We start from the raw sequence: 24,683 nt of genomic DNA, 5'->3' as shown, positions 1-24,683 counted from the left end.
CCGGAAGGTCATTTCCCGCTACCCTTGTCGCACCGTCGGAATCGACGGTCGTCGGGCTGGGGGAGGCGCGATGGGCCGTGCGATGCGCAGCCTCGTCGCCGCGCTGGTCGCGGGGGCGGCGCTGGCCGGTTGTGCCTCGTCGGGCGGGCTGGACGGGGATCTCACCGACGACTGGGCTGCCCTCCCGGCGGCCGGCGCGTTCACCCCGGCCGCCGGGGTCTGCCAGGTCGCCGACTTCACCCCCACCGTGGGCCTGTCCGGTTACGACCCGGTGGGCTGCGACCTGCCGCACCGGGTGGAGACGGTGCACGTGGGGGCGTTCACCGTCGAGCGGGCGACGCCGCCGGCGTTCGGCTCGCCCGAGTTGCGTGCCGCGTTCGCCGAGTGCGACACCCGGGCCGGCGGCTACGTCGGCGACGACTGGCGGGCCGGCCGGCTGCGGCTGGCCGTGGCGCTGCCCACCCGGGCCGGGTGGGCGTCCGGTTCCCGCTGGTACCGCTGCGACCTGACCGAACTGACCACCGTCGAGGCGGCGGCGACCGTGGTGACCCGCACGGGCAGCCTGCGCGACGCGCTCAAGGGGCCGTCCCCGCTGCGGCTGGGCTGCCAGCGCACCGGCCGGGACGCCCGCCGGGTCCAGACCCTCACCCCGGTCGACTGCCGCGCGACGCACGACGCCGAGTTCGTCGGGGTGTGGGTGGCGCCGGACCGCCCGTACCCGAAGAAGGACGCCGACTGGGCACCCCTCTACACCGGCTGCAACAGCGTCCTGGCCCGGTACGCCGGCGTGCCCGACGACCCGACGCTGCGGTTCCGTAGCGGCGTGGTGGTCCGCCCGCCCGGCGCCGGCCGATGGGCGGTCGGCGACCGGGGCGTGCGCTGCTACCTCTGGTTGAGCGACCGCATGGTGACCGCCTCGCTCAAGGGGGCCGGCACGGCGGGCCTCCCGGTCCGGACGAGGTAGCCGAAACCACTCGTCCCGCCCCCGCCGCCCGGGGCGAGAGCCCTTCGGGTTGACTGTGTTCATGGACCTTCCGACCGTCGACCTGCCGGCCCTGCCGAGGCTGCTGGCCGCGCCCGCACCCGGCTGGGTGGAGACCACCGACGTGATCGTCGTCGGCTCCGGGGTCGCCGGGCTGACCGCCGCGCTGCACCTGCGCGAGGCCGGCCTGCACGTCACCGTGGTCACCAAGGTCAACATGGACGAGGGCTCGACCCGCTGGGCGCAGGGCGGCATCGCCGCGGTGCTCGACCCGGCGGACACGCCGGCCTCGCACGCGTACGACACCGAGGTGGCCGGCGTGGGCCTGTGCGACCCGGCGGCGGTCCGGGTGCTGGTCGAGGAGGGCCCGACCCGGCTGCGCGAGCTGATGCGGATCGGCGCGGAGTTCGACCGCAACCCGGACGGCTCGCTGATGCTCACCCGCGAGGGCGGTCACCGGGCCGACCGGATCGTGCACGCCGGCGGCGACGCCACCGGCGCCGAGGTGCAGCGGGCGCTGCACGCCGCGGTCCACCGCGACCCATGGATCCGGCTGGTCGAGCACGCCCTCGTGCTGGACCTGCTGCGCGCCCCCGGTGACGGCCCGGACGGGCTCGGCCCGGCCTGCGGGATCACCCTGCACGTGCTCGGCGAGGGCAGCGAGGACGGCGTCGGGGCCATCCTGGGCCGGGCCGTGGTGCTGGCCACCGGCGGGATGGGCCAGATCTTCGCGGCCACCACCAACCCGGCGGTCTCGACCGGCGACGGCGTGGCGCTCGCGCTGCGGGCCGGCGCGGCGGTCACCGACCTGGAGTTCGTGCAGTTCCACCCGACCGCGTTGATCGTGCCGCCCGGTGAGCCGGGCGCGGGCCTCGCCCAGCAACCGCTGGTCTCCGAGGCGCTGCGCGGCGAGGGCGCCCACCTGGTCGACGGCGACGGCAAGCGGTTCATGGTGGGCCAGCACGAGCTGGCCGAGCTGGCGCCCCGCGACGTGGTGGCCAAGGGCATCCACCGGGTGCTGCTGGCCACCGGCGCGGACCACGTCTGGCTGGACGCCCGCCACCTGGGCGGCGACTTCCTGGCCCGGCGCTTCCCGACCATCGTGGCCTCCTGCCTGGCCATCGGCGTCGACCCGGCCACCGACCTGATCCCGGTGGCCCCGGCCGCCCACTACGCCTCCGGCGGCGTCCGCACCGACCTGCGCGGCCGCACCTCCATCCCCGGCCTGTACGCCTGCGGCGAGGTCGCCTGCACCGGCGTGCACGGCGCCAACCGGCTGGCCAGCAACTCGCTGCTGGAGGGGCTGGTCTTCTCCCGGCGGATCGCCGAGGACATCGCCGCCGGGCTGCCCGAGCAGGCGAAGCCGGCCGAGGTCGGCGCCTGGGTGGGCGGGCAGGGCTGGCTGGTGCCGGCGGGTGCCACCCCCACCCTGCAACGGGCCATGACGCGAGGCGCGGGCGTCCTCCGGTCGGCGCCGACCCTCGCCGGGACCGCCGCCGCCCTCACCGAGCTGGGCCAGGCCCGTGGCGTGCCGCGCACGGCCGACTGGGAGGCGACGAACCTGCTCACCGTGGCGTCCACCCTGGTCGCCGCCGCGTACGCCCGCCGGGAGACCCGGGGTTGCCACTGGCGGGAGGACTTCCCGACGGCCGACGAGCGGTGGCGGGGCCACCTCGTGGCGGCGGTCGGCGCGGAGGGTTTACTGACCGAGCGCTGGGAGGAACAACCGTGAGCGCGAGGAGTGAGCCGATCCTGCGAGCCCCGCAGCCGCGAACGAAGGAGACACAGTGAGGGAGTCGACGGAGCGGGCGCTGCGGGACGGCGGCCTGGATCCGGAGCGGGTCCGGCGGATCGTCGTCGACGCGCTCACCGAGGACCTGGGCGCCGACTTCCTCGACGTCACCAGCGTCGCCACCATCCCGGACGCGCAGAACGACACCGCCGACCTGGTCGCCCGCGCCGATGGCGTGGTGGCCGGGCTGCCGGTGGCCGCGGCCGTGTTCGAGCTGGTGGGCGAGGTGACCGGGGCGGACCGTACGGTCGAGGTGTCGCTGGTGGCCCACGACGGGCAGCGGGTGGCGCGCGGCGACGTGCTGGCCACGGTGACCGGCCCGACCCGGCTGCTGCTCACCGCCGAGCGGACGGCGCTCAACCTGCTCTCCCGGATGTCCGGGGTGGCCACCCACACCCGGGCCTGGGCCGACGCGCTGGCCGGCACCAAGGCGACCGTGCTCGACACCCGCAAGACGACCCCCGGCCTGCGGGCCCTGGAGAAGTACGCGGTCCGTGCCGGCGGTGGCACCAACAAGCGGATGGGCCTGCACGACGTCGCCATGATCAAGGACAACCACAAGGTGGCCGCGGGCGGGATCGGGGCCGCCTTCCGCCGGGTCCGGGAGGCGTTCCCGGACGTGCCGGTGCAGGTGGAGGTGGACACCCTGGCCGAGGCGGTGGAGGCCGTCGAGGCGGGCGCCCGCTTCCTGCTGCTGGACAACATGAGCCCGGCGCAGCTGCGTGAGGTGGTCGCCGCCGTGGGCGATCGGGCGGAGCTGGAGGCGACCGGCGGGCTCACCCTGCCGGTGGCCGCCGAGTACGGCGCGACCGGCGTCGACTTCCTCTCCGTCGGCGCGCTGACCCACTCCTCGCCGATCCTCGACATCGCGCTGGACCTGCGGGAGGAGTGACGGGTCAGGTCAGCCGGGCGGTGAGCGCGGTGGCCGGCACCAGGTTGAAGATGACCTGACTCTCGGTGTCGTCCCGGGCGTCCAGCCCGTACTTGGCGCGGAAGAGCTGGAGCGCGCGGTGGTAGACCTCGGCCTCCAGCTCGTCGGCCTCGGCGAGGGCGAACGCCTGCCCGGACGCCTCCGGCCGGTCCAGCACCACGGTCAGCCCGGTTAGCCCGTGCCGGGCGACGTTGCGGACCAGGTCGCCGCCGGCGATGTACCAGGTGCCGTCCAGCCGGACGTAGCGGGCATCGCAGGACTCCAGCTCGGTCGTGCCTCGGCGGAGGCAGACGTTGAGGGTGAGGCAGGCGTCGAGGTCGCGCACCGGGGCGGTCTCCCACAGCTCGTCGAACCGGTCGTCGACGAACTCCCCGAGCGGGGTGGAGACGAACGCCTCCAGCTGCTGGGCGTCGAAGGTCTTGCCGTGCACCGGGAAGAACGAGATGAACGCCTTGTCGTCCCAGCGGTACATCTGGACCGAGGGCGCGGTGGCGTAGATGCGTACCCGCAGGCGCGAGCGGGCGGCCGGCGCGAGCTGCTGCTGGAGCCGGCCGAAGTGGTAGAGGTTGTTCATGATGGCCACGGCCGTGTCGGCGCGGCGCAGCTCCTCGGCGCGTAGCCGGACGGCGGGGGAGTCCGGGTCGAGCAGCAGCACCTTGACCGTGGCGCCGTTGGCCAGGGCGAAGCGCAGCGCCCCGAGGAACCGGGTGGTGTACGGCCCCTCCAGCATGCTGGTGAAGGTCTCCAGGATGGCGACGACCTCGCGGGACTGCGACACCCGCTGGATCAGCGCGTCCCGGTCCAGCCGCGGGTGCTCGATGATGGTGGCGGTCCTGAGCTCCCGGAAGAGCGGGTTGAGCACCAGATAGGTCAGTAGCGTCATGATCAGGGCGGCGCCGATGTTGAGGTAGAGGTCGCCGCGGAACGTCTGCCCGTGGCGTTGCCAGGACTGCGCGGCCTGGACGATCATCCAGAGCGCCCCACCGGCCAGCACCGCGAGCACCAGCACGTGCCGGCGTCGGCGTAGGAGGGCGCTGCGCCCCCGGGCCCACCACATCCTCGACATGTCCGCTCCCCGTCCGGCCGTGCCGTGGATAGAACCATGTTCATGCCGCGATGTGTCCAGGATACGGTTCGGCCGCCGCTCCGCGCCCGCCCGTACGCCGGTTGTCTAGGCTGCGATCGTGCTGCTCTGCATCGACATCGGGAACACCAACACCGTGCTGGCGACCTTCGACGGCGACAAGCTGGTGCACAACTGGCGGATCAAGACCGACGCCCGGTCCACCGCGGACGAGCTCGGCCTCATGTTCCGCGGGCTGCTCGCCGGTGACGCCGTGGAGATCACCGGGGTGGCCGCCTGCTCGACCGTGCCCGCCGCGCTGCGCTCGCTGCGCACCATGCTGGCCCGCTACTACGCCGACCTGCCGAGCGTGATCGTGGAGCCCGGGGTGCGCACCGGCGTGCAGCTCGCCATCGACAACCCCAAGGAGGTCGGCGCGGACCGGGTGGTCAACACCCTGGCCGCGTACACCCTCTACGGCGGGCCGTCGATCGTCGTGGACTTCGGCACCACCACGAACTTCGACGTGATCAGCGGCCGGGGCGAGTTCCTCGGCGGCGCTTTCGCCCCGGGCATCGAGATCTCCTTCGACGCGCTCGCGGCCCGCGCCGCCCAGCTGCGCAAGGTCGAGGCCACCCGGCCCCGCTCGGTGATCGGCAAGAACACGGTCGAGTGCCTCCAGGCCGGCCTCTACTTCGGCTTCGCCGGCCAGGTGGACCGGATCGTCGAGCGGATGACCGAGGAACTGGGCGAGGTCAAGGCCGTGATCGCCACCGGTGGCCTGGCCTCGCTGGTGCTCAGCGAGTGCCGCACGATCACCCACCACGAGCCGATGATCACCCTGATCGGCCTGCGGATGGTCTACGAGCGCAACACCTGAGCGTCAACGCCGCCGGGGTGCCCGCGCCGAGGTCCACCACCCGGGCCGGGGTGGCCGGCCCGTCCAGCGCCCAGCGCAGCGCCTCCTCGGGATAGCGAGGGCGGAACCGGTCGTAGTCGGCGGCGGCGGCGCCGAAGGAGAGTGCCTGGTTCACGTCGGCCATGGGGCGAGGCTAGTGCGGGGACGGCTCCGGCGTACCCCCGGGCGATCCGGGTGCGGGCGGGGTCAGGAGCACCGCGCCCGGGCGACCAGGGTGCGGTAGGGGAGGTCGACGGTGTCCCGGCCGGCCAGGTCCGGGTGAGTGGCGAGCAGGTCGCGCAGCTCCGCGTCGACCTCGCGGCGCCGGTCCGGCCCGGCGGTCAGGTAGTGCGAGCGGGTGCGCACCATGCCGAGCAGGTCATCCGGGGTCAGGGTGGTGGTGTGGTCGAACACCGCCCATTCGGGCGGTGCGAATCGGGGACCGAAATCCGCCACGGTCGCGCGCAGGTGGTCGACGGTGTCCCCGATCTCGGCGATCCGGTTCAGCTCGGTCACCCAGCCGGCCCGCTCGTCCCGGAGGTTCCAGAGCGCCGCGAGGGTCCCGCCGGCCCGCAGCACCCGGGCGATCTCCGGGTGCGCCCGCTCACGGTCGAACCAGTGGTACGCCTGGCCGACCAGCACCGCGTCCGCGTACCCGTCGGGCAGCGGGACCGACTCGGCGCTGCCGGCCCGGGCGGCGACGCCCGGCGTGACGGCCTCGAACTGGGCGCGCATCCCCGGGTCGGGCTCGACGGCGGTCACCTCGTGCCCGAGGGCGAGCACGCCGCGGCTGACGATCCCGGTGCCGGCGCCCAGGTCGACGGTGCGGGCCGGCGGGGTGAGCCCGTCGAGCGCCCAGCGCAGCGCGACCTCGGGATAGCGGGGCCGGTAGCGGTCGTAGTCGGCGGCGGCGGCGCCGAACGAGAGGGCCTCAGTGGGGTCGGTCATGGCGGGCAGGTTATCCCGTAACGGCCCGGCAGCCCCTTGAGTACGCTCGGGGCCTGACCCCGCCCGAATTCTCCGTCTGAGGAAGCGTGCCGTGACCGAGCAGAACGCCCTGCCAGTAGACCCCGCCGACGACCTTCCGGAGCAGATGAAGGTCCGCCGGGAGAAGCGGGACCGGATGCTCGCCGAGGGCGTCGAGCCCTACCCGGTCGGCTTCCCGCGGACCAGCACGCTGGCGGAGATCCGCGAGCGCTACGCCGAGCTGCCCACCGACACGGCCACCGGCGACCGGGTCTCGGTCACCGGCCGGGTGATCTTCGTACGCAACACCGGCAAGCTCTGCTTCGCCACCCTGCGGGACGGCGACGGCACCGAACTCCAGGCGATGCTCTCCCTGGACCGGGTCGGCGCCGAGCGGCTGGACGACTGGAAGCGCCTGGTCGACCTGGGCGACCACGTCGGGGTGACCGGTGAGGTGATCACCAGCCGGCGCGGCGAGTTGTCGGTGCTGGCCGAGGAGTGGGCCGTCACGGCCAAGGCGCTGCGACCGCTGCCGGTGGCGCACAAGCCGCTGAGCGAGGAGGCCCGGGTCCGCCAGCGCTACGTGGACCTGGTGGTGCGCCCGCAGGCCCGGCAGATGGTCCGCACCCGGGCCGCCGCCGTGCGCAGCCTCCGGGACACCCTGCACGCGCAGGACTTCATCGAGGTCGAGACCCCGATGCTCCAGTTGCTGCACGGCGGCGCGGCGGCCCGCCCATTCGTGACCCACAGCAATGCGCTGAACACCGATCTGTATCTGCGAATCGCGCCGGAACTGTTTCTCAAGCGCGCGGTCGTCGGTGGCGTCGACCGGGTCTTCGAGATCAACCGGAACTTCCGTAATGAGGGCATCGACTCTTCGCACTCGCCCGAGTTCGCGATGCTCGAGACCTACCAGGCGTACGGCGACTACAACACCATGGCCGAGCTGACCCGAAATCTCGTGCAGCAGGCCGCTCTCGCGGTCGCGGGCTCGACGGTGGTCACGCACGCCGACGGCCGTGAGTTCGATCTGGGCGGCGAGTGGCGCTCCGTGTCGCTGTTCGGTGTTCTTTCCGAAGCGCTCGGTGAGGAGGTCACCGTCCGCACCGAAAGGTCCCGCCTGGTCGAGTACGCGGACAAGGTCGGCCTCTCCGTCGACCCGAAGTGGCTCCCGGGCAAGCTGGCCGAGGAGTTGTTCGAGGAGCTGGTGGTGCCGTCGCTCCAGGCGCCCACCTTCGTCCGTGACTACCCGGAAGACACCAGCCCGCTGACCCGGGCCCACCGCAGCGAACCGGGCCTGGCCGAGAAGTGGGACCTCTACGTGCTCGGTTTCGAGCTGGGCACCGCGTATTCCGAGCTGGTCGACCCGGTGGTGCAGCGGGAGCGGCTGGTGGCACAGGCGCAGCTCGCGGCGCGGGGCGACGACGAGGCCATGCGGCTGGACGAGGACTTTCTCCGGGCCATGGAGTACGGAATGCCGCCGGCCGGTGGTATGGGAATGGGAATCGACCGGCTCTTGATGGCCCTGACCGGCCTGGGAATTCGGGAAACCATCCTGTTCCCGTTGGTCCGGCCCGAGTAGGACAGAAGCTTCTCCGGGTCGTTACCGCGTCCTATTGACGGAGCAAGCATCGGGCGGGTTATTGTGCTCCTGTATTGCAGGAGCACAACCCTGCTCGAAAGGAATGTGGGACGTGGCCAAGCAGATCATTCACAAGCTGGTCGATGACCTGGACGGCGGGGACGCTGACGAGACCGTCAAGTTCGCGCTCGACGGTGTGCAGTACGAGATCGACCTCTCGGCTTCCAACGCTGAAAAATTGCGTGACGTATTCGCTCAGTACATCGCGCACGGCACGAAGGTCGGCCGCGGTGGCGTGGTCGTGGGTGGCCGGGCCGCGCGCGGCCGGGGCGGCGCGACCGCCGACCGCGAGCAGAACAAGGCCATCCGGGCCTGGGCCAAGAAGGCCGGCAAGGACATCTCCGACCGGGGCCGCATCCCGCAGGAGATCGTGGACGAGTACCACGCGAAGGCGGGGCACTGACCCCGACGACCCACAGCGGGCGATACGACGCCGGACCGGAGTGCGACTCCGGGCCGGCGTCGCCGTTTCCGCCCGGCTGCGCCGTCTGTCCGGTCCGCTCCCGGGCGCGTGGGGCGGTGTGCCGGACCCGGGAAGAAACCGGCGCCCGGGAGAGTTGTCCACAGGCGGTGGAGATGCTGTCCACAGGTTGTGGAAGACCGCGGCCGGGCGCCGACGCCCCCGCCTCAGCCCCTCGACCGGGCTTTTCCACCAGCGGTCGAATTTCGCTCTGCGCGTACAGGCAGGGGTACCGGAACACCTCCTGAGCGCGGACGGTTGTCAGAAACGACGCGTGAACGGCCATTCGCGGGGACACACGACCTCAGCGGAGTCGGTCCGCGGCGATAGAGTAAGGAGGCACGGACGCCCGTCCCGGACGTCCGCGCACCGGCCCCGCCGAGATCTGACCATCAAGGCGCACGGCACGTGAGGAGCACGAGGGCATGTTCGAGCGGTTCACCGACCGAGCGCGACGGGTTGTCGTCCTGGCCCAGGAAGAGGCCCGGATGCTCAACCACAACTACATCGGTACGGAGCACATCCTGCTGGGCCTGATCCACGAGGGTGAGGGTGTCGCGGCAAAGGCCCTGGAGAGCCTCGGCATCTCCCTCGAGGGCGTCCGTCAGCAGGTCGAGGAGATCATCGGCCAGGGCCAGCAGGCGCCGAGCGGGCACATCCCGTTCACGCCGCGGGCCAAGAAGGTGCTGGAGCTGTCGCTGCGCGAGGCGCTGCAGCTCGGCCACAACTACATCGGCACGGAGCACATCCTGCTCGGCCTGATCCGTGAGGGCGAGGGCGTCGCCGCCCAGGTGCTGGTCAAGCTCGGCGCCGACCTCAACCGGGTCCGCCAGCAGGTGATCCAGCTGCTCTCCGGCTACCAGGGCAAGGAGCCCGCCGCGGCGGGCGCCGCGCCGGGCGAGGCCGCGCCGTCGACCAGCCTCGTGCTGGACCAGTTCGGCCGGAACCTGACCCAGGCCGCCCGCGAGGGCAAGCTCGACCCGGTCATCGGGCGCGAGAAGGAAATCGAGCGGGTCATGCAGGTGCTCTCCCGCCGGACCAAGAACAACCCGGTCCTGATCGGTGAGCCCGGCGTCGGCAAGACCGCCGTGGTGGAGGGGCTGTCCCAGAAGATCATCAAGGGCGAGGTGCCCGAGACGCTGAAGGACAAGCAGCTCTACACCCTCGACCTCGGTGCCCTGGTCGCCGGTTCCCGCTACCGCGGTGACTTCGAGGAGCGCCTCAAGAAGGTGCTCAAGGAGATCCGCACCCGCGGCGACATCATCCTGTTCATCGACGAGATCCACACCCTGGTGGGTGCGGGTGCCGCCGAGGGCGCGATCGACGCCGCCAGCATCCTCAAGCCGATGCTGGCCCGCGGCGAGCTGCAGACCATCGGCGCCACGACCCTCGACGAGTACCGCAAGCACCTGGAGAAGGACGCCGCTCTCGAGCGCCGCTTCCAGCCGATCCAGGTGGGTGAGCCCTCGCTGGCCCACACCATCGAGATCCTCAAGGGCCTGCGGGACCGCTACGAGGCGCACCACCGCGTCAGCATCACCGACGCGGCTCTCGTCGCGGCCGCCACCCTGGCCGACCGCTACATCTCCGACCGCTTCCTGCCGGACAAGGCGATCGACCTGATCGACGAGGCCGGTGCCCGGATGCGCATCCGCCGGATGACCGCGCCGCCAGACCTGCGTGACTTCGACGAGCGGATCGCCCAGGTCCGCCGCGACAAGGAGTCCGCGATCGACGCGCAGGACTTCGAGCGGGCCGCGCAGCTCCGCGACAAGGAGAAGCAGCTTCTCGGGCAGAAGGCCCAGCGGGAGAAGGAGTGGAAGGCCGGTGACCTGGACGTCGTCAGCGAGGTCGACGACGAGCAGATCGCCGAGGTGCTCGGCAACTGGACCGGCATCCCGGTCTACAAGCTGACCGAGGAGGAGACCTCGCGCCTGCTGCGCATGGAGGACGAGCTGCACAAGCGCGTCATCGGCCAGGAGGACGCGGTCAAGGCGGTCTCGAAGGCGATCCGGCGCACCCGGGCCGGCCTGAAGGACCCGAAGCGCCCGTCCGGCTCGTTCATCTTCGCCGGCCCGTCCGGCGTCGGTAAGACCGAGCTGTCCAAGGCGCTCGCCGAGTTCCTGTTCGGCAGCGAGGACGCCCTCATCCAGCTGGACATGTCCGAGTTCCACGACCGCTACACGGTCTCCCGGCTGGTGGGCGCCCCTCCCGGCTACGTCGGCTACGACGAGGGCGGGCAGCTGACCGAGAAGGTGCGTCGCCGGCCGTTCTCGGTGGTCCTCTTCGACGAGATCGAGAAGGCCCACCCGGACGTGTTCAACACGCTCCTCCAGATCCTGGAGGACGGGCGCCTCACCGACGGCCAGGGCCGGATCGTGGACTTCAAGAACACGGTCATCATCCTGACCACCAACCTCGGCACGCGGGACGTCGCCAAGGCGGTGTCGCTGGGCTTCCAGGCCTCTGAGGACTCCGAGTCGAACTACGACCGGATGAAGCAGAAGGTCAACGACGAGCTCAAGCAGCACTTCCGGCCCGAGTTCCTGAACCGGATCGACGACACCATCGTCTTCCACCAGCTGCGCGAGAACGAGATCCTCTCGATCGTGGACATCATGATCGCGCGGATCGAGACGCAGCTGAAGAACAAGGACATGGGCCTGGAGCTGACCGACAACGCCAAGAAGTACCTGGCGAAGAAGGGCTTCGACCCGGTGCTGGGCGCGCGGCCGCTGCGTCGCACGATCCAGCGCGACATCGAGGACAACCTGTCCGAGCGGATCCTCTTCAACGAGCTGACCCCGGGTCAGATCGTCGTGGTGGACTGCGAGGGCGACCCGAGCAACATCGACAAGTCCAAGCTCGTCTTCCGGGGCGCCGACCGGCCGGTGGCCGTGCCGGACGCGGTCCCGGCGGACCTCGGCGGCACCGCCGCCACGGGCGCGGACGACGCGGCGTAACTTCGGGCAACTGATCGAGGGCGACGGCCCCGGTAGGCGAGAGCCACCGGGGCCGTCGCCTTTTCTCGATCGGGACCGGGCCGGGTCAGGGCCGGGGGAGCGGGACCGGCGGGCCGTCGCCGACGAGCCGGAAGGACTCCTCGCCGACCGGCTCGACCAGGCCGTCGGTGACCAGCCCGGCGAGGGCCCGGGCGCGCTGCACGTCGTCGTGCCAGACCTGGTCCAGCCGCTGGTGCGGCACCGGCCCGGGGGCCTCGCGGAGCACCGCGAGGAGCAGGCCACGCACCTGGCGGTCGGTGCCGGCGTAGCGCTGGGGGCGACGGGTCGGACCGGCCGGGGCCGGCCGGCCGGAGGCCCGCCAGGCGCAGATCGACTCGACGGGACACACCCCGCAACGCGGGGCGCGGGCGGTGCAGACCACCGCACCCAGTTCCATGAACGCCGCGCTGGCCAGTGCGGCCGCGGCCGGCTCGACGGGCAGCAGCTCCTCGGTGGCGGCCAGGTCGGCCGGTCGGGTGGCCGGTCCGGCGTCCGGCTCGCCGGCGATCGCCCGGCAGACCACCCGCCGGACGTTGGTGTCGACCACGGGGTGCCGCTGCCCGTACGCGAAGGCCGCCACGGCCCGCGCCGTGTACGTGCCCACCCCGGGCAGCGCCAGCAGTTGGTCGAGCCGCTCCGGCACCTCGCCCCCGTGCCGTTCCACGACGGCCACCGCGCAGTCGCGCAGGCGTACGGCCCGGCGGGGGTAGCCGAGCCGGCCCCACATCCGGATCGCCTCGGCCGGGGTGTCCTCCGCCAGCGCGGCCGGCGTCGGCCAGCGGGACAGCCACGCCTCCCAGGCGGGCAGCACCCGGACCACCGGTGTCTGCTGGAGCATGACCTCGCTGACCAGGATCGGCCAGGCGCCGATCCCCGGCTCACGCCACGGCAGGTCGCGGGCGTTGCGCTCGTACCACCGGCTGACCAGGGTGGCGAAAGTGGGTTCGGACATCGCGCCGCCGATGATGTCACGGGCGGCCTTCCCGCAGGTTGGGCGGGGCGGGCGGGCCGTCGCGGCCGGCCGGCGGCGACGGGGCAGAATGTCCGGATGAACGAGCTCGCGATCACCGTCATCGGCCGGGACCGGCCGGGCATCGTGGCCGACGTCGCCGAGGTCCTCGCGCGGCTCGGCGCGAACCTCACCGACTCGACGATGACCCGGTTGCGGGGACACTTCGCGATGACCCTGATCTGCGTGGGCCCGGCCGCCGCCGACGTCGAGGCCGCGCTGGCCCCGCTCGCCGCCGAGGGCCAGCTGTTGGCCACCGTACGTGCGGTCACCCCCGACGGGCAGACCGAGCCCGCCGGCGAGCCGTACGTGCTGGCGGTGCACGGTGCGGACCGGATGGGCATCGTCGCGGCGATGACCCGGGTGCTGGCCGACGCGGGCGGCAACGTGACCGACCTGAGCACCCGGCTGACCGGTTCCCTCTACGTGGTGGTCGCCGAGGTCGAGTTGCCGCCGGGCAGCGCCGACGAGGTGGCCGGCCGGCTCACCCGTGCCGCTGCGGATCTGGGCGTGGGGGTCAGCCTCCGGCCGGCGGACACGGACCTGCTGTGACGGCCGAGGAGTACGCCGGCCTGGGCGGCTGGACCCCGGAGAAGCTCGGCCTCCCCGGTGCCGTACGCACGGTCGTGGCCGCGCCCGACCCGGTGCTCAGCCGGCCCGGTCCGGCGGTCGACCCGACCTCGGCGGAGGTGGTCCAGCTCGCCGCCGACCTGGTCGCCACCATGCGGGTGTCGCCGGGCTGCGTGGGCCTGGCCGCGCCGCAGGTCGGGGTGAGTGCCCAGGTGTTCGCCGTGGACGTGACGGGGCATCCGAAGGCGGTCACCGTGCACGGCGTCTTCGTGCTCTGCAATGCCACGGTGGTGGAGGCGAGCCGCTGGAAGGCCGGGCGGGAGGGCTGCATGTCGGTGCCGGACCTGACCGGTGACGTGAAGCGGGCGAGCCGCCTGGTGGTCGAGGGTGTGCTGCCGGGCAGCGGCGACCCGGTGCGGCTGGTGACCGACGGGTTCGAGGCGCGGGCGCTCCAGCACGAGATCGACCACTGCAGCGGCCTGCTCTTCCTCGACCGGGTGGCCGGGGCGCACGCCGTCTACCAGCGCAAGGTCTACCTCTGACCGGCCGTGGTCCGGCCGTGCCGCTCGGTGACCTCAGCCGTCCATTGTGGAGCGATGTGGCGTCGGGGTGCGGGGCCACCGGCGCGTCGCGCCAGCGGGCCGGGCGTCGCGCCGTTACGGTGAACGCATCATGCGTATGACGGTCGGCCCGCTGCCTCCCGCCGTGTACTGGCGGCGTCGAGCCGTCGTCTTCGGAGCCGGGCTGCTTTTCCTGATTGTCCTGCTCTATTCGTGCACCGGCACCGACAAGAACTCCGGTGCCCCGACGGGCAACCAAGGCGGCTCCCCGTCGGCCGCCGCGCCCGGCCCGACCGGTTCGCTGCTCACCCCGCAGTCCGGCAGCCCGTCACCCACCCCGGGCGACTCGGGCGGCGGCAGCGGGACGACCACCGGCGGCGGCAGTGGGGCGAACAACGGTGGTGGCACGGGCACCGACAACGGCGGCGGCACGAACGACGGTGGCGCGCCGGCCGCCCCGGTGGCCGACGACGGCACCTGCGCCGACTCGGAGATCCAGGTGACGCCGGCGGCGTTGCCGGCCACCGCCCAGCGCGGCACCGTGGTCACGCTGCGCCTCAGGATCAAGAACATCTCGGAGCGCACCTGCAGCCGGAACGTCGGTGCCGACCTCCAGGAGCTCTACATCAAGGCCGGCGCGGCCAAGGTCTGGTCCTCGGACACGTGCGGCACCGGCAAGGGCTCCGACGTGCAGTCATTCACGCCGAACTTCGAGCGCTCCTACGAGCTGGGCTGGAACGGGCGGGACACGAGCCGCTGCGCCAACGGCGTGGCCGCCGGTCCGTACGCCCCGATCGGCACGTACCAGGTCTTCGCCCGGGTGGGCACCAAGCTCAGCGAGCCAGTGAAGCTGACCATCACCGGCTGACCGGGTCAGACGTAGCGCTCCAGGATGGACGCCTCGGCGAGCCGGGACAGCCCCTCGCGGACGCCCCGGGCGCGGGCGTCGCCCACCCCCTCGACCGCCTGAAGATCCTCGACGGTCGCGCCGAGCAGCCGCTGGAGGCTGCCGAAGTGCACCACCAGCCGGTCGACCACGGCCGCGGGGAGCCGGGGCACCTTGGCCAGCAGGCGGAAGCCGCGCGGGCTCACGGCGGCGTCGAGCGCGTCGGAGGCCGACGGGTAGCCGATCGCCTTGGCCACCGCGACCAGGTCGATCAGCTCGGTGGCGCTGAGCAGGTCGAGCTCGACCAGGGCCTCGTCGAGGGTGCGTGACTTCCGGCCCACCGGCAGGTAGTCGCGGATGACCAGGGTGCGGTCGGCGTCCACGCCGGCCATCAGCTCGTCGAGCTGGAGGGCGAGCAGGCGGCCGTCGGTGCCCAGCTCCACGACGTAGCCCGCGATCTCGTCGGCGATCCGGCGGACCATCTCCAGCCGCTGCACCACGGCCACGGCGTCGCGGACGGTGACCAGGTCCTCGATCTCCAGGGCGGAGAGCGTGCCGGAGACCTCGTCCAGCCGGAGCTTGTAGCGCTCGAGGGTGGCCAGCGCCTGGTTGGCCCGGGAGAGGATCGCCGCCGAGTCGTCCAGCACGTGCCGCTGGCCGTTGACGTAGAGGCTGATGATCCGCATGGACTGGCTGACCGAGATCACCGGGTAACCGGTCTGCCGGGCCACCCGCTCGGCGGTGCGGTGCCGGGTGCCGGACTCCTCGGTGGGGATCGACGGATCGGGCATGAGGTGCACCGCGGCCCGGACGATCCGGGTGCCGTCGCTGGAGAGCACGACGGCGCCGTCCATCTTGCACAGCTCGCGGACCCGGGTCGCGGAGAACTCGACGTCGAGCGGGAAGCCGCCGGTGCAGATCTGCTCGACGATCTTGTCGTAGCCGAGCACGATCAGCGCGCCCGTGCGGCCGCGCAGGATGCGCTCCAGGCCGTCGCGCAGCGCCGTGCCCGGCGCCATGAGGGCGAGGTTGGCCCGCAACGGGTCGCCGCCGGCCCCGCCGACGCTTCCGGTGACGCTCACGCTGATGGCACGGGCGGGGGAGCCCACGGCGCCGGTGCGGGCGTGCGGCGTCGTCGCGGCGGGCTTGGTGGCATCGCGGTCGATCGGCACGGGCACAGTCTACGGACTGCCGTGCGGTGGGTGCTCTCGTGGTTACTGTGATGTGTCACGATGTCCGGCTCCCCCGGTCGTCGACCCGGTGCGCCGGCTGTCCGGAATCGCCCGGCCGGTCCCGCCGCACGCACACGGATCGTCACTCCGCGGACGCGCGGGCCGCAGCCTGGAGGGCCCCACGGACGTCGGTGACCTCCATCACGCGCATGTTCGCCGGGGCCACGCCGCTGTTGCCCGGACCGCAGCCGGGCGGAACGAGGGCCAGCCGGAAGCCGAGCCGGGCCGCCTCGGCCAGCCGGCGGGGCACGGCACCGACCCGGCGCACCTCGCCGGTGAGTCCGACCTCGCCGATGGCCACGAGATGCGGGTCGAGGGCCAGGTTGAGCCCGCCGGAGGCGACCGCCAGCGCCACGGCCAGGTCGGCGGCCGGCTCGACCACCCGGATGCCGCCGACCGTGGCGGCGAAGACCTCGCGATCGTGCAGCGTCAGCCGCTCGGTGCGGCGCTGGAGCACCGCGAGCACCATGGCCAGCCGGGCGCCGTCCAGCCCGGAGACCGTGCGCCGGGGGGAGCCGGCGACCGTGGCGCCGATGAGCGCCTGCACCTCGGTGACCAGGGCACGCCGCCCCTCCATGGCCACCGTCACGCAGGTGCCCGGCACCGGCTCCGAGTAGCGGGTCAGGAAGAGGCCGGACGGGTCGGCCAGGCTGCTGATGCCGCCCTCGTGCATCTCGAAACAGCCCACCTCGTCGGCCGCGCCGAACCGGTTCTTCACCCCGCGGACCATGCGCAGCGAGGAGTGCTTGTCGCCCTCGAAGTGCAGCACCACGTCGACCAGGTGCTCGAGCACCCGGGGGCCGGCGACCTGGCCGTCCTTGGTGACGTGCCCCACCAGCACGGTGGCGATGCCGCGCTCCTTGGCGACCGCGACCAGGGCTGCCGTGACCGCCCGGACCTGGGTGACCCCGCCGGGCACGCCCTCGGTGCCGGTGGTGGAGATGGTCTGCACCGAGTCGAGGACCAGCAGGCCCGGCTCGACCGCGTCGAGGTGGCCGAGCACCGCCGACAGGTCGCTCTCGGCGGCCAGGTAGAGCTGGTCGTGCAGGGTGCCCATCCGCTCGGCGCGCAGCCGCACCTGGCTGACCGACTCCTCGCCGCTGACCACCAGCGACGGGCTGCCCGCGTTGGCCGCCCACTGCTGGGCGACGTCGAGCAGCAGGGTGGACTTGCCGACCCCCGGCTCGCCGGCGAGCAGCACCACGGCGCCGGGGACCAGGCCGCCGCCGAGCACCCGGTCGAGCTCGCTGACCCCGGTGGCCCGGGCCCGGGCGGGCGCGGCGCTGATGGTGGCGATCGGGCGGGCCGGCTCGGCGGGCAGCCGGGAGCTGACCACCCGGCCGGAGACCAGCGGGCCGGTCACCGTGCACTCGACCACCGAGCCCCACTCGCCGCACTCCGGGCAGCGCCCGACCCACTTGGGAGGCTGGTGGCCGCAGGCGTCGCACTCGTAGGCCGGACGCGGCTCACGGGTGGCGGCGCGGCCGCGGCCGGCGGTGGCGCGGGGCGAGGTCGAGCGGGGCGGGATCGATCGGGACGTGCTCACCCCAGGACGCTAACCGGACGGTACGACGAAAGCCCACCCGGAAACGGCGACACCGCCGGCGTGGCGTCGGCCACGGCGGCGGTGTCGCCGGAAGATCGCTCGGTCGGTCAGCTGTGGCCGCTGCCCTCGTTGCCGCCCTCCTCGAGGCCACCGGGGTGACCGGCGCCACCCTCCTCGCGCGGCTGCACCACCGGCGAGGGCGGCGCGGCCGGGGTCAGCGGGACGCCGACCGCCGCACCAGTCTTGATCACCTTGCCGTTGCCGAAGTCGAAGGTCAGGTTGACCGGCTGGCCGACATGCACGTCCTGGTTCAGGCCGACGAGCCGGAGGGACTGCGGGCTGCTGCCGGTGAGCGGAACGTAACCACCGGGCGGGATCTCGAACCGGGCCGGCTGGCCGGCCGGGGCCGAGCTGGCGGACGGCGACGGGTTGGCCGAGGCGGAGCCGCTGGCCGAGGGGGACCCGCTGGCGGACGGCGACTCCTCGGTGCCGAGCGACTGGCTCGGCGAGGCGCTCGGGTCGGTCGCGGTGGGCGACGCGGAGGCCGGCTCGGTCGGCGAGCCGGTCGGGGTGGCCCCCTCGCTGGCCGCCGCGGCGCCGCTGAGCACCACCTCGCGGGCGCTGTCGGTGGTGACGGTCACGGTCACCGGCTGCTGGCTGTCGTTGTAGAAGACGACGTTGACCCGCGCGTCGGCACCTGCCTTGTAGCCCTCCGCGCCGGGGAACTCCAGGTAGAGGCCGCGCACCTTGTAGAAGTTGTCGGGGGTCTGGACGTTGATGCCCTGCACCGACGGGATCTTGTTGGCGGTCTCGGACACCTGCCCGGTGCCACACCCGGTCAGCAGCAGGCCCGCCGCCGCCGTAGCGGCCAGCAACAGGGCCGCCCGCCGGGAACCCCTGATCGAGCGCGTCACGTCGGTCCTCCTCGTCACGATCCCCACCCGGCCGGACGCCGGACACGGGGTGGCCATACCCGCGCAGACCGCGCTCCAGGGTAGTTGGAGCTGATCGAGGCCCGCACGCCGACCCGGTAATGCCACCTGCGAGGGGAAACGGTCAGACCACCCGACCGCTCGCCACCAGGAGCACCACATCGATCAGCGCCACCACCATCACCGCCCGGAAGGCGGCCACCGGCCGGGCGCCGGCCCCGGTCGCCGTGCGTCCCGCGTACCACCCGAGGGCCGGCACTCCGACGGCGGCCGCGACCGCCGCGAGCCCGGCCCACGACGGCGGCCCGGGCGGCCCGACGACCAGCGCGACGGTGGCCGCGAGCAGCAGGCCGGCTGCGGCCGCCCGGCTGCCCGCCGCGCCCAGCCGGTGGGGCAGCCCCCGCACCCCCGTCCGCGCGTCGTCGGCCAGGTCCGGCAGCACGTTGGCGAAGTGCGCCCCGGCGCCCAGCAGCGCGGCGGCGGCGACCAGCCAGACCGGGGGCGCGGGCGCGCCCGGCAGGGCCAGCACCACGAAGGCGGGCAGCGCGCCGAACGAGACCGCGTAGGGCAGCACCGAGACCGGGGTCGACTTCAGCGGCCAGTTGTAGAGCAGTGCCGACACCAGGCCGAGGGTGGCGCACAGCGCCGCCGCCGGACCGACGGCCAGCGCCAGCAGCGGGGTGGCGACGGCGGCCGGCACGGTGGCGCGGGCCAGGACCCGCCGCGAGACCGCGCCGGTGGTCACCGGCTTGTCGGTACGCCCCACCGTGGCGTCCCGGTCGGCGTCGATCAGGTCGTTGCTCCAGCCCACGGCGAGCTGGCTGGCCAGCACCGTGAGCGACACGGCGGCGACCCCGCCCGGGCCGTGCCCGACGGCCCGGGCGAGCAGCCCGGCCACCACGGTCACCGCGGCGGCCGGTTCCGGGTGGCTCGCCCTGACCAGCCCTAACACCGACATCGACATAAGGGAAGTCTGGTCGTTACCGGGGAGTCGTGCCACGCTCGGTCCATGCGAGACGCGGCCCCGGTGTCCACCCCGCCCCGGGTGCTGCCGCCCAACGATCCCCGGCAGTACGACGACCTGGCCGGGGAGTGGTGGCGACCGGACGGCGCGTTCGCGATGCTGCACTGGCTGGCCCGGGCCCGCGCGGACCTGGTGCCGCCGGCGTCCGAACAGGACGCTCTGCTGGTCGACCTGGGCTGCGGCGCCGGGTTGCTCGCCCCGCACCTGGCCGGCAAGGGCTACCGGCATGTCGGCGTGGACCTGACCCGCTCCGCCCTCGACCAGGCCGCCGCGCACGGCGTGACGGTGATCCAGGGCGACGCCACCGCGATCCCCCTCGCGGACGGCTGCGCCGCCGTGGTCTCCGCCGGCGAGCTGCTGGAACACGTGCCGGACTGGCGGCGTGCGGTGGCCGAGGCGTGCCGGCTGCTGCGGCCCGGCGGTCTGCTGGTGCTCGACACCCTCAACGACACCCTGCTGGCCCGGCTGGTCGCCGTGGAACTGGGCGAGCGGCTGCCCACCGTGCCACGCGGCATCCACGATCCACAGTTGTTCGTGGACGCCCGCGCGCTGGTCGCCGAGTGTGCCCGGCACGGCGTGGCGCTGCGCCTTCGCGGGGTCCGCCCGCAGTTGGGTGGGACGCTGACCTGGCTGCTGCGTCGGCTGCGCGGCGCCGACCGTCCCGTCCGGACGGAGCCGCGCATCGTGCCGACCTGGTCGACCGCGGTGCTCTACCAGGGCCGCGGGCACCGGAACGGGTAGCGGGGGCCGCCCGGGGTAAAGGGACGCCGAGAAGGGGGCTACATGACTGTGCACGCGCTGGAGGCGGCCCGCAGGTTGGCGCCGCGACTGGCCGCCCGCGCGGCCGGCCACGACCGGGACGGCTCGTTCCCGGTCGACGACTTCGCCGACCTCCGGGAGGCCGGCCTCTTCGGGCTGATGGTTCCGCGCGAGCTGGGCGGCCAGGGGGCCACCTTCGCCGAGTACGCGGCGGTCGCCACCGAGCTGGCCCGGGGCAACGGGGCGACGGCGCTGGTGTTCAACATGCACGCCTCGGTCACCGGCGCGCTGGGCGCGGTGACCGAGGAGCTGGCCGAGGCGCTCGGCGTACCGGACGAGGCGCTGGCCGCCCGGGACCGGCTGCTCCGCGCGGCGGCCGAGGGTGCCTGGTACGCGGTGGCCATGAGCGAACGCGGCGCCGGCGCCCGGCTGTCCCAGCTCAGCACGGTCTACGAGCCGGTCGAGGGCGGCTGGCACCTCAAGGGCAGCAAGACCTTCTGCTCCGGCGCGGGCCACCCGGACGGCTACCTGGTGGCCGCCCGCAGTGCCACCGACCAGTCGGTGGTCTCCCAGTTCCTGGTGCCGGCGGGGGAGGGGATCACGGTCGAGCCCACCTGGGACTCGCTGGGCATGCGCGCCACCTCCTCGCACGACCTGCACCTAGACGTGACCGTCCCGGCCGATCGGCTGCTGGGCGGGGTGGAGGGGCTGGCCCTGGTCGTCGCCCAGCTCATGCCGCACTGGCTGGTGGCCAGCTACGCGGCCGTCTACGTCGGGGTGGCGCGGGCCTCGATCGACGCCGCCGCCGAGCACCTGAACGCGCGCAACCTGGCCGGCCTGCCCGCGGTCCGGGCCCGGCTGGGCCGGGCGGACGCGGCCGTCGCGGCGGCCGAACTGGTGGTCGCCGAGGCGGCCCGCCGGGTCGACGAGGCGCCCGGCGACGCGGAGACCAACCGCTGGGTGTGGCGGGCGAAGCTGCTGGCGGGCACCACCGCCGCCGACGTGGCCGCGTCCATGTTGGAGGCAGCCGGCACGTCGGCCACCCGGCGGGGGCATCCACTGGAGCGGCTCTACCGGGACGCCCGGTGCGGCTCGTTGCACCCGGCCACCTCCGACGTCTGCGCCGACTGGCTCGGCATCGCCGCGCTCGGCGGCGACCCGGACCGCGACAGCGCGACGCCTCGTTGGTAACGCGTGGGGTTGGGGGACGAGAGGTGGGGGACATGGGCGTGCCGGTGATCGCGGGCCTGGGTACGGCGCAGCCGCCGTCCGCCGCGCAGGACGAGCTGTGGGAGGGCTTCTTCGCGAAGCACTTCTCCGGGACCACCCGGGCACTGGCCGAGCGGATCTTCGCCAACTCCGGCGTGTCCCGCCGGCACGCGGCCGTGAACCCGCTGCTGGAGGACGTCTCAGAGTGGCCGACCGAGCGCCGGATGCGGCGCTACCAGGTCGAGGCATTGCCGCTGGGCAAGGAGGCGGTCGGCCGGGCGCTGACCGCCGCCGGCCTGGACGCCGGTGACCTCGGCCTCTTCGTGGTGTGCTCCTGCACCGGCTACGCCACCCCGGGGCTGGACATCCTGCTCGCCCGGGACCTCGGCATGGCCCCGGACACGCAGCGCATGTTCGTCGGGCACATGGGCTGCTACGCGGCCCTGCCCGGGCTCGGCGCGGCGAGCGACTTCGTGACCGCCCGGGGCCGCCCCGCGCTGCTGCTCTGCGCGGAGCTGACCAGCCTGCACATCCAGCCGCCGGGCGCCCGGGTGGACACCCAGCAGATCGTCTCGCACGCGCTCTTCTCGGACGCCGCGGTCGCCGCCGTGGTCGTCCCCGGCGGCCGGGGGTACGCGCTGCGCGAGGTCACCTCGGTCACCGACACCTCGACCGCCGACCACATGACCTGGGACGTCACCGACACCGGCTTCCGGATGGGCTTGTCGCCCAAGGTGCCGCAGGTGCTCTCGCGCCACGTCCGGGGTCTGGTGGACGACCTGCTGGCCCGGCACGGGTGGCACCGCGGCGAGGTGGACGGCTGGGCGGTGCACCCGGGCGGCCCCCGCATCCTCAACGTGGTGGAGCGGGAGCTGGCGCTGCCGCCGGCGGCGCTCGCGGCGTCCCGCGCCACCCTGGACGAGCACGGCAACTGCTCGTCCCCGACCGTGCTGCTGATCCTGGACCGGCTGCGCCGGGCGGAGACGCCGCCGGAGCGGGTCGTCATGCTGGCCTTCGGGCCGGGCCTCACCCTCTACGCGGCGCTGCTGGAACGCACCGCCTGACGGGGACGGTGCCCGCCGCCCCGCGCCGATACGCTCTGCGCGTGGCTTCCGACGAGCGGATCCGGGGCGCGCTGCTGGCCGGGTTGACCGTGGCGGCGCTGGCGGCCGGCGCCGGCTGGTGGCGGGCGGCGGCCCCGGCGCTCGGCCGCACCGGGCCCGAGCCGGCCCCGTCGACCGGCGCCTTCCTGGAACCCGGCATCCGCCTGGTCGACCCGCGGACCGGGCAGGTGCTGCCGGGGCCGGAGGCGGATCCGGACGAGTCGGTGGTGATCCACGAGGAGCCCGGCGGGGTGGCGCGGCGGCGCGCGGTCTCGCACACCGTGTGGGAGGATCAGTCCCTCCTGGCGCCGGCGGGCCCGCCGGTGACCCGCCGGGCGAACGCATCCGACGGGGCCGAGTTCCTGTTCACGGTCGCCTGCTCCGGCGCGGGCGCGCTCGTCGTCAGGTTCACCGGTTCGTCGATGGACGACACGGAGCAGGTGCTGAGCTGCAACGGGCCGCCCCACGTCACGGTGGTGAACTCGCGCGGCGGGCCGCTCCTGGTGCGCTTCGTCGCGCTCCGCGACCAGATCGAGCTCGACGCCCGGCTGGAGGCGCTGGGTTGAGCGGCGGTCAGCCGGCCAGCCGGATCAGGTCGTCGCGGTAGTCCGCCGCCGGGCCCAGCTCCGGCACCACCCGGACGAGGGTGCCCTGGCGGTCCACCAGCAGGGCGGCGGCCGTGCCGGGGTGGGCTGACAGGTGCAGGTACGAGCGGAGCCCGCCGGCCGGGTCGGCGAGCGGGCGTACCCCCGGGGCGGTGGCGGGCGCGGCGGTGCGGTCCTGGGTGACGGTGACCACGGTGACCCCCGGCGGCGCGGCGGCCGCCGCGGTGCCGACCTGCTCCACGCAGGCGCACGCGTCCACCAGGACGATCATGGCGGGCAGCAGGCTGCGCAGCGGCACCGGCGCGTCGTCGGGGCCGACCAGGTCGAGCGCGGGCAGCGGCCCGACGGGGGCCGTCGGGTACGGCAGGACGGTGGGCGCGTTCCCGGAGCGACTCGATCGGGGCCAGGTGACCGCGGCCAGCCCGGTGAGGGTGACCAGCACGGCGACCAGCAGGACCAGCACCGGCAGCCCGACCGACGGCCGGCCGGCGTGCCCGGCGCGCCGCCCCGGGCCGGCCTGCCGGCGTGCCCGGCGCAGCTCGCGGCGGACCTGGCGGGCCTCCTCGGCCAGCGCCGAGGCGTCGTCGGGGACGACCACCCGACCCCACTCCGGTGGCAGGTCGGGCAGCCCGTCCGGTGGCCCGTGGCCTTCAGCGTCAGGCATGCCCATCGGACCCCCAGGAGCCGTCTCGGTGAGCGGACGTCAGTCCACCCCAAGCGTCCCGCACCGGTCGTCGTACCGCCACACCTGGGCGCACGTGGAATTCCGGAGCTACCATGGAAGGAGCGCATAGCCCTAGATATGAACGCTTCCGTCACCCTTACCGGGTTGTCATCCACTGGTCACGGAGCGTGTCGAAACCATCGGCTTGACCGCCTGTCAAGCTGAAGAAATACCTCTCACAGGGCCCCTGAGCTGCGCCAACGGTCAGGACAGCGGTGAGACATCGGTGCCTGAGCGTGTTACCCTAGACACAGCGAAAGGGGTTTCGAACCTATGGTTTTCAGTGTCGGCGAGACCGTTGTTTACCCCCACCACGGGGCCGCACTCATCGAGGCAATCGAGACTCGGGTCATCAAGGGCGAGCCCAAGCAGTACCTCGTCCTGAGGGTCGCGCAGGGTGACCTGACGGTCCGGGTGCCCGCCGAGAACGCCGAGATCGTGGGTGTGCGAGAGGTGGTCGGCGAAGAGGGCCTGGGCAAGGTCTTCGACGTGCTCCGTGCACCGCACACCGAGGAGCCGACCAACTGGTCGCGGCGTTACAAGGCGAATCTGGAGAAGCTGGCCTCCGGTAACCCGCTGAAGGTCGCCGAGGTCGTCCGCGACCTGTGGCGCCGGGAGCGGGAGCGGGGTCTCTCCGCGGGTGAGAAGCGCATGCTGGCCAAGGCGCGCGACATTCTCGTCGGCGAGGTCGCGCTGGCTGAGAAGAGCACCAAGGACGAGGCGGAGACGCTGCTCGACAAGGTGCTGACCGAGGCCTGATCCGCACCAGGTCGTCGTACCCACCCCGT

The 24,683-nt window shown here is 73.5% G+C and carries 24 protein-coding genes; 15 read left to right on the top strand and 9 right to left on the bottom strand.

All coding sequences use genetic code 11. The features are described 5' to 3' along the window. Positions 1–70: 70 nt before the first annotated feature. The 3 genes from ABZW14_RS16480 to nadC all read left to right on the top strand — a co-directional run bounded on the left by ABZW14_RS16480 (position 71) and on the right by nadC (position 3,666). Positions 71–964 (top strand): septum formation family protein, encoded by an 894-nt coding sequence (locus ABZW14_RS16480; protein ID WP_355346458.1) that lies wholly within the window; start codon positions 71–73, stop codon positions 962–964. A 61-nt stretch (positions 965–1,025) separates the two neighbouring features. After that, complete coding sequence (locus tag ABZW14_RS16475) at positions 1,026–2,714, top strand: L-aspartate oxidase (RefSeq protein ID WP_355346455.1); 1,689 nt, start codon at positions 1,026–1,028, stop codon at positions 2,712–2,714. Positions 2,715–2,769: 55 nt separating this feature from the next. Beyond that, positions 2,770–3,666 (top strand): carboxylating nicotinate-nucleotide diphosphorylase, encoded by an 897-nt coding sequence (gene nadC / locus ABZW14_RS16470; protein WP_355346452.1) that lies wholly within the window; start codon positions 2,770–2,772, stop codon positions 3,664–3,666. A gap of 4 nt (positions 3,667–3,670) precedes the next feature. Here the strand turns inward: nadC and ABZW14_RS16465 are convergent, their stop codons facing one another. Further along, positions 3,671–4,771 (bottom strand): hypothetical protein, encoded by a 1,101-nt coding sequence (locus ABZW14_RS16465; protein ID WP_355346449.1) that lies wholly within the window; start codon positions 4,769–4,771, stop codon positions 3,671–3,673. Between the two features lie 118 nt (positions 4,772–4,889). Between ABZW14_RS16465 and ABZW14_RS16460 the strand changes: the two genes are divergently transcribed. Continuing rightward, positions 4,890–5,648, top strand: coding sequence for a type III pantothenate kinase (locus tag ABZW14_RS16460; RefSeq protein ID WP_091267095.1), 759 nt, complete (start codon positions 4,890–4,892; stop codon positions 5,646–5,648). Here ABZW14_RS16460 and ABZW14_RS16455 read toward each other — a convergent pair. Together ABZW14_RS16455 and ABZW14_RS16450 are read right to left on the bottom strand one after the other, a co-directional pair. Continuing rightward, positions 5,605–5,811, bottom strand: a complete 207-nt coding sequence (locus tag ABZW14_RS16455; protein ID WP_355346446.1) for a hypothetical protein — start codon at positions 5,809–5,811, stop codon at positions 5,605–5,607. The two genes, ABZW14_RS16460 and ABZW14_RS16455, sit on opposite strands and share 44 nt — an antisense overlap. Positions 5,812–5,873: 62 nt before the next feature. Next, positions 5,874–6,614 carry a methyltransferase domain-containing protein gene (locus tag ABZW14_RS16450; protein WP_355346443.1) on the bottom strand — a complete coding sequence of 247 codons (741 nt, stop codon included), beginning with the start codon at positions 6,612–6,614 and terminating at the stop codon, positions 5,874–5,876. Between the two features lie 91 nt (positions 6,615–6,705). Between ABZW14_RS16450 and lysS the strand changes: the two genes are divergently transcribed. The 3 genes from lysS (at position 6,706) to ABZW14_RS16435 (ending at position 11,697) form a co-directional block, all read left to right on the top strand. Beyond that, positions 6,706–8,214: a lysine--tRNA ligase gene (lysS, locus tag ABZW14_RS16445; protein WP_355346440.1), complete on the top strand. Its 1,509-nt coding sequence runs from the start codon at positions 6,706–6,708 to the stop codon at positions 8,212–8,214. Between the two features lie 112 nt (positions 8,215–8,326). Continuing rightward, entirely contained in the window at positions 8,327–8,677 is a 351-nt protein-coding gene (locus tag ABZW14_RS16440; protein ID WP_091267630.1) for an Lsr2 family protein, read from the top strand. Between the two features lie 482 nt (positions 8,678–9,159). Then, a complete protein-coding gene (locus ABZW14_RS16435) occupies positions 9,160–11,697 on the top strand; it encodes an ATP-dependent Clp protease ATP-binding subunit (protein WP_355346437.1) in 2,538 nt (845 codons plus the stop codon). Positions 11,698–11,782: 85 nt separating this feature from the next. Here ABZW14_RS16435 and ABZW14_RS16430 read toward each other — a convergent pair whose 3' ends face one another. After that, positions 11,783–12,688 carry an A/G-specific adenine glycosylase gene (locus ABZW14_RS16430; protein ID WP_355346434.1) on the bottom strand — a complete coding sequence of 302 codons (906 nt, stop codon included), beginning with the start codon at positions 12,686–12,688 and terminating at the stop codon, positions 11,783–11,785. Between the two features lie 96 nt (positions 12,689–12,784). Here ABZW14_RS16430 and ABZW14_RS16425 point away from each other — a divergent pair, with 96 nt between their 5' ends. From ABZW14_RS16425 to ABZW14_RS16415, 3 genes are all read left to right on the top strand, one after another. Beyond that, the gene (locus ABZW14_RS16425) at positions 12,785–13,297 is read left to right on the top strand and encodes an ACT domain-containing protein (protein ID WP_355346431.1); all 513 of its coding nucleotides are present in this window, start codon (positions 12,785–12,787) and stop codon (positions 13,295–13,297) included. Further along, the gene (locus tag ABZW14_RS16420) at positions 13,294–13,857 is read left to right on the top strand and encodes a peptide deformylase (RefSeq protein ID WP_355346428.1); all 564 of its coding nucleotides are present in this window, start codon (positions 13,294–13,296) and stop codon (positions 13,855–13,857) included. The genes ABZW14_RS16425 and ABZW14_RS16420 overlap by 4 nt, the downstream gene beginning before the upstream one ends. A 130-nt stretch (positions 13,858–13,987) precedes the next feature. Further along, positions 13,988–14,743, top strand: coding sequence for a hypothetical protein (locus tag ABZW14_RS16415; protein WP_355346425.1), 756 nt, complete (start codon positions 13,988–13,990; stop codon positions 14,741–14,743). Between the two features lie 5 nt (positions 14,744–14,748). Here the strand turns inward: ABZW14_RS16415 and disA are convergent, their stop codons facing one another. The 4 genes from disA to ABZW14_RS16395 all read right to left on the bottom strand — a co-directional run bounded on the left by disA (position 14,749) and on the right by ABZW14_RS16395 (position 19,435). After that, positions 14,749–15,933 carry a DNA integrity scanning diadenylate cyclase DisA gene (disA, locus tag ABZW14_RS16410; RefSeq protein ID WP_091267634.1) on the bottom strand — a complete coding sequence of 395 codons (1,185 nt, stop codon included), beginning with the start codon at positions 15,931–15,933 and terminating at the stop codon, positions 14,749–14,751. Between the two features lie 142 nt (positions 15,934–16,075). Next, a complete protein-coding gene (gene radA, locus ABZW14_RS16405; protein WP_355346422.1) occupies positions 16,076–17,539 on the bottom strand; it encodes a DNA repair protein RadA in 1,464 nt (487 codons plus the stop codon). A gap of 107 nt (positions 17,540–17,646) precedes the next feature. Further along, entirely contained in the window at positions 17,647–18,453 is an 807-nt protein-coding gene (locus tag ABZW14_RS16400; protein WP_355346419.1) for a hypothetical protein, read from the bottom strand. A 142-nt stretch (positions 18,454–18,595) separates the two neighbouring features. Further along, positions 18,596–19,435 carry a UbiA family prenyltransferase gene (locus tag ABZW14_RS16395; protein WP_355346416.1) on the bottom strand — a complete coding sequence of 280 codons (840 nt, stop codon included), beginning with the start codon at positions 19,433–19,435 and terminating at the stop codon, positions 18,596–18,598. Between the two features lie 45 nt (positions 19,436–19,480). Here ABZW14_RS16395 and ABZW14_RS16390 point away from each other — a divergent pair, with 45 nt between their 5' ends. Genes ABZW14_RS16390 through ABZW14_RS16375 form a run of 4 tightly spaced genes read left to right on the top strand, consistent with a single transcriptional unit; the run spans position 19,481 to position 23,132 of the window. Next, the gene (locus ABZW14_RS16390) at positions 19,481–20,236 is read left to right on the top strand and encodes a methyltransferase domain-containing protein (protein WP_355346413.1); all 756 of its coding nucleotides are present in this window, start codon (positions 19,481–19,483) and stop codon (positions 20,234–20,236) included. 42 nt (positions 20,237–20,278) lie between these two features. After that, on the top strand, positions 20,279–21,445 hold the full coding sequence (locus ABZW14_RS16385; RefSeq protein ID WP_355346410.1) for an acyl-CoA dehydrogenase family protein: 1,167 nt from the start codon (positions 20,279–20,281) through the stop codon (positions 21,443–21,445). Positions 21,446–21,477: 32 nt separating this feature from the next. After that, on the top strand, positions 21,478–22,527 hold the full coding sequence (locus ABZW14_RS16380; RefSeq protein ID WP_355346407.1) for a type III polyketide synthase: 1,050 nt from the start codon (positions 21,478–21,480) through the stop codon (positions 22,525–22,527). A gap of 41 nt (positions 22,528–22,568) precedes the next feature. After that, positions 22,569–23,132, top strand: a complete 564-nt coding sequence (locus ABZW14_RS16375; protein WP_355346405.1) for a hypothetical protein — start codon at positions 22,569–22,571, stop codon at positions 23,130–23,132. A gap of 7 nt (positions 23,133–23,139) precedes the next feature. On the opposite strand, the gene ABZW14_RS16370 is transcribed toward ABZW14_RS16375, so the two are convergent. Further along, entirely contained in the window at positions 23,140–23,841 is a 702-nt protein-coding gene (locus ABZW14_RS16370) for a hypothetical protein (RefSeq protein ID WP_355346402.1), read from the bottom strand. A 327-nt stretch (positions 23,842–24,168) separates the two neighbouring features. On the opposite strand from ABZW14_RS16370, the gene ABZW14_RS16365 reads away from it, so the two are divergent. Then, complete coding sequence (locus tag ABZW14_RS16365) at positions 24,169–24,654, top strand: CarD family transcriptional regulator (protein WP_007073334.1); 486 nt, start codon at positions 24,169–24,171, stop codon at positions 24,652–24,654. The last annotated feature ends 29 nt before the right edge of the window (positions 24,655–24,683 follow it).

It is taken from the genome of Micromonospora sp. NPDC004551 (assembly GCF_040609975.1).
In the GTDB taxonomy this organism is placed as follows: Bacteria; Actinomycetota; Actinomycetes; order Mycobacteriales; family Micromonosporaceae; genus Micromonospora.
This window is presented reverse-complemented; position numbering and strand designations above follow the sequence as displayed.

What these genes read in the sequence shown, in the direction of transcription:
- ABZW14_RS16480 (WP_355346458.1), top strand. Translation starts at nt 71, where the DNA reads ATGGGCCGTGCGATGCGCAGCCTCGTCGCCGCGCTGGTCGCGGGGGCG.
- ABZW14_RS16475 (WP_355346455.1), top strand. Translation starts at nt 1,026, where the DNA reads ATGGACCTTCCGACCGTCGACCTGCCGGCCCTGCCGAGGCTGCTGGCC.
- ABZW14_RS16465 (WP_355346449.1), bottom strand. Translation starts at nt 4,771, where the DNA reads ATGTCGAGGATGTGGTGGGCCCGGGGGCGCAGCGCCCTCCTACGCCGA.
- ABZW14_RS16455 (WP_355346446.1), bottom strand. Translation starts at nt 5,811, where the DNA reads ATGGCCGACGTGAACCAGGCACTCTCCTTCGGCGCCGCCGCCGCCGAC.
- ABZW14_RS16450 (WP_355346443.1), bottom strand. Translation starts at nt 6,614, where the DNA reads ATGACCGACCCCACTGAGGCCCTCTCGTTCGGCGCCGCCGCCGCCGAC.
- ABZW14_RS16435 (WP_355346437.1), top strand. Translation starts at nt 9,160, where the DNA reads ATGTTCGAGCGGTTCACCGACCGAGCGCGACGGGTTGTCGTCCTGGCC.
- ABZW14_RS16430 (WP_355346434.1), bottom strand. Translation starts at nt 12,688, where the DNA reads ATGTCCGAACCCACTTTCGCCACCCTGGTCAGCCGGTGGTACGAGCGC.
- ABZW14_RS16425 (WP_355346431.1), top strand. Translation starts at nt 12,785, where the DNA reads ATGAACGAGCTCGCGATCACCGTCATCGGCCGGGACCGGCCGGGCATC.
- ABZW14_RS16415 (WP_355346425.1), top strand. Translation starts at nt 13,988, where the DNA reads ATGCGTATGACGGTCGGCCCGCTGCCTCCCGCCGTGTACTGGCGGCGT.
- ABZW14_RS16395 (WP_355346416.1), bottom strand. Translation starts at nt 19,435, where the DNA reads ATGTCGATGTCGGTGTTAGGGCTGGTCAGGGCGAGCCACCCGGAACCG.
- ABZW14_RS16390 (WP_355346413.1), top strand. Translation starts at nt 19,481, where the DNA reads ATGCGAGACGCGGCCCCGGTGTCCACCCCGCCCCGGGTGCTGCCGCCC.
- ABZW14_RS16385 (WP_355346410.1), top strand. Translation starts at nt 20,279, where the DNA reads ATGACTGTGCACGCGCTGGAGGCGGCCCGCAGGTTGGCGCCGCGACTG.
- ABZW14_RS16380 (WP_355346407.1), top strand. Translation starts at nt 21,478, where the DNA reads ATGGGCGTGCCGGTGATCGCGGGCCTGGGTACGGCGCAGCCGCCGTCC.
- ABZW14_RS16370 (WP_355346402.1), bottom strand. Translation starts at nt 23,841, where the DNA reads ATGGGCATGCCTGACGCTGAAGGCCACGGGCCACCGGACGGGCTGCCC.
- ABZW14_RS16365 (WP_007073334.1), top strand. Translation starts at nt 24,169, where the DNA reads ATGGTTTTCAGTGTCGGCGAGACCGTTGTTTACCCCCACCACGGGGCC.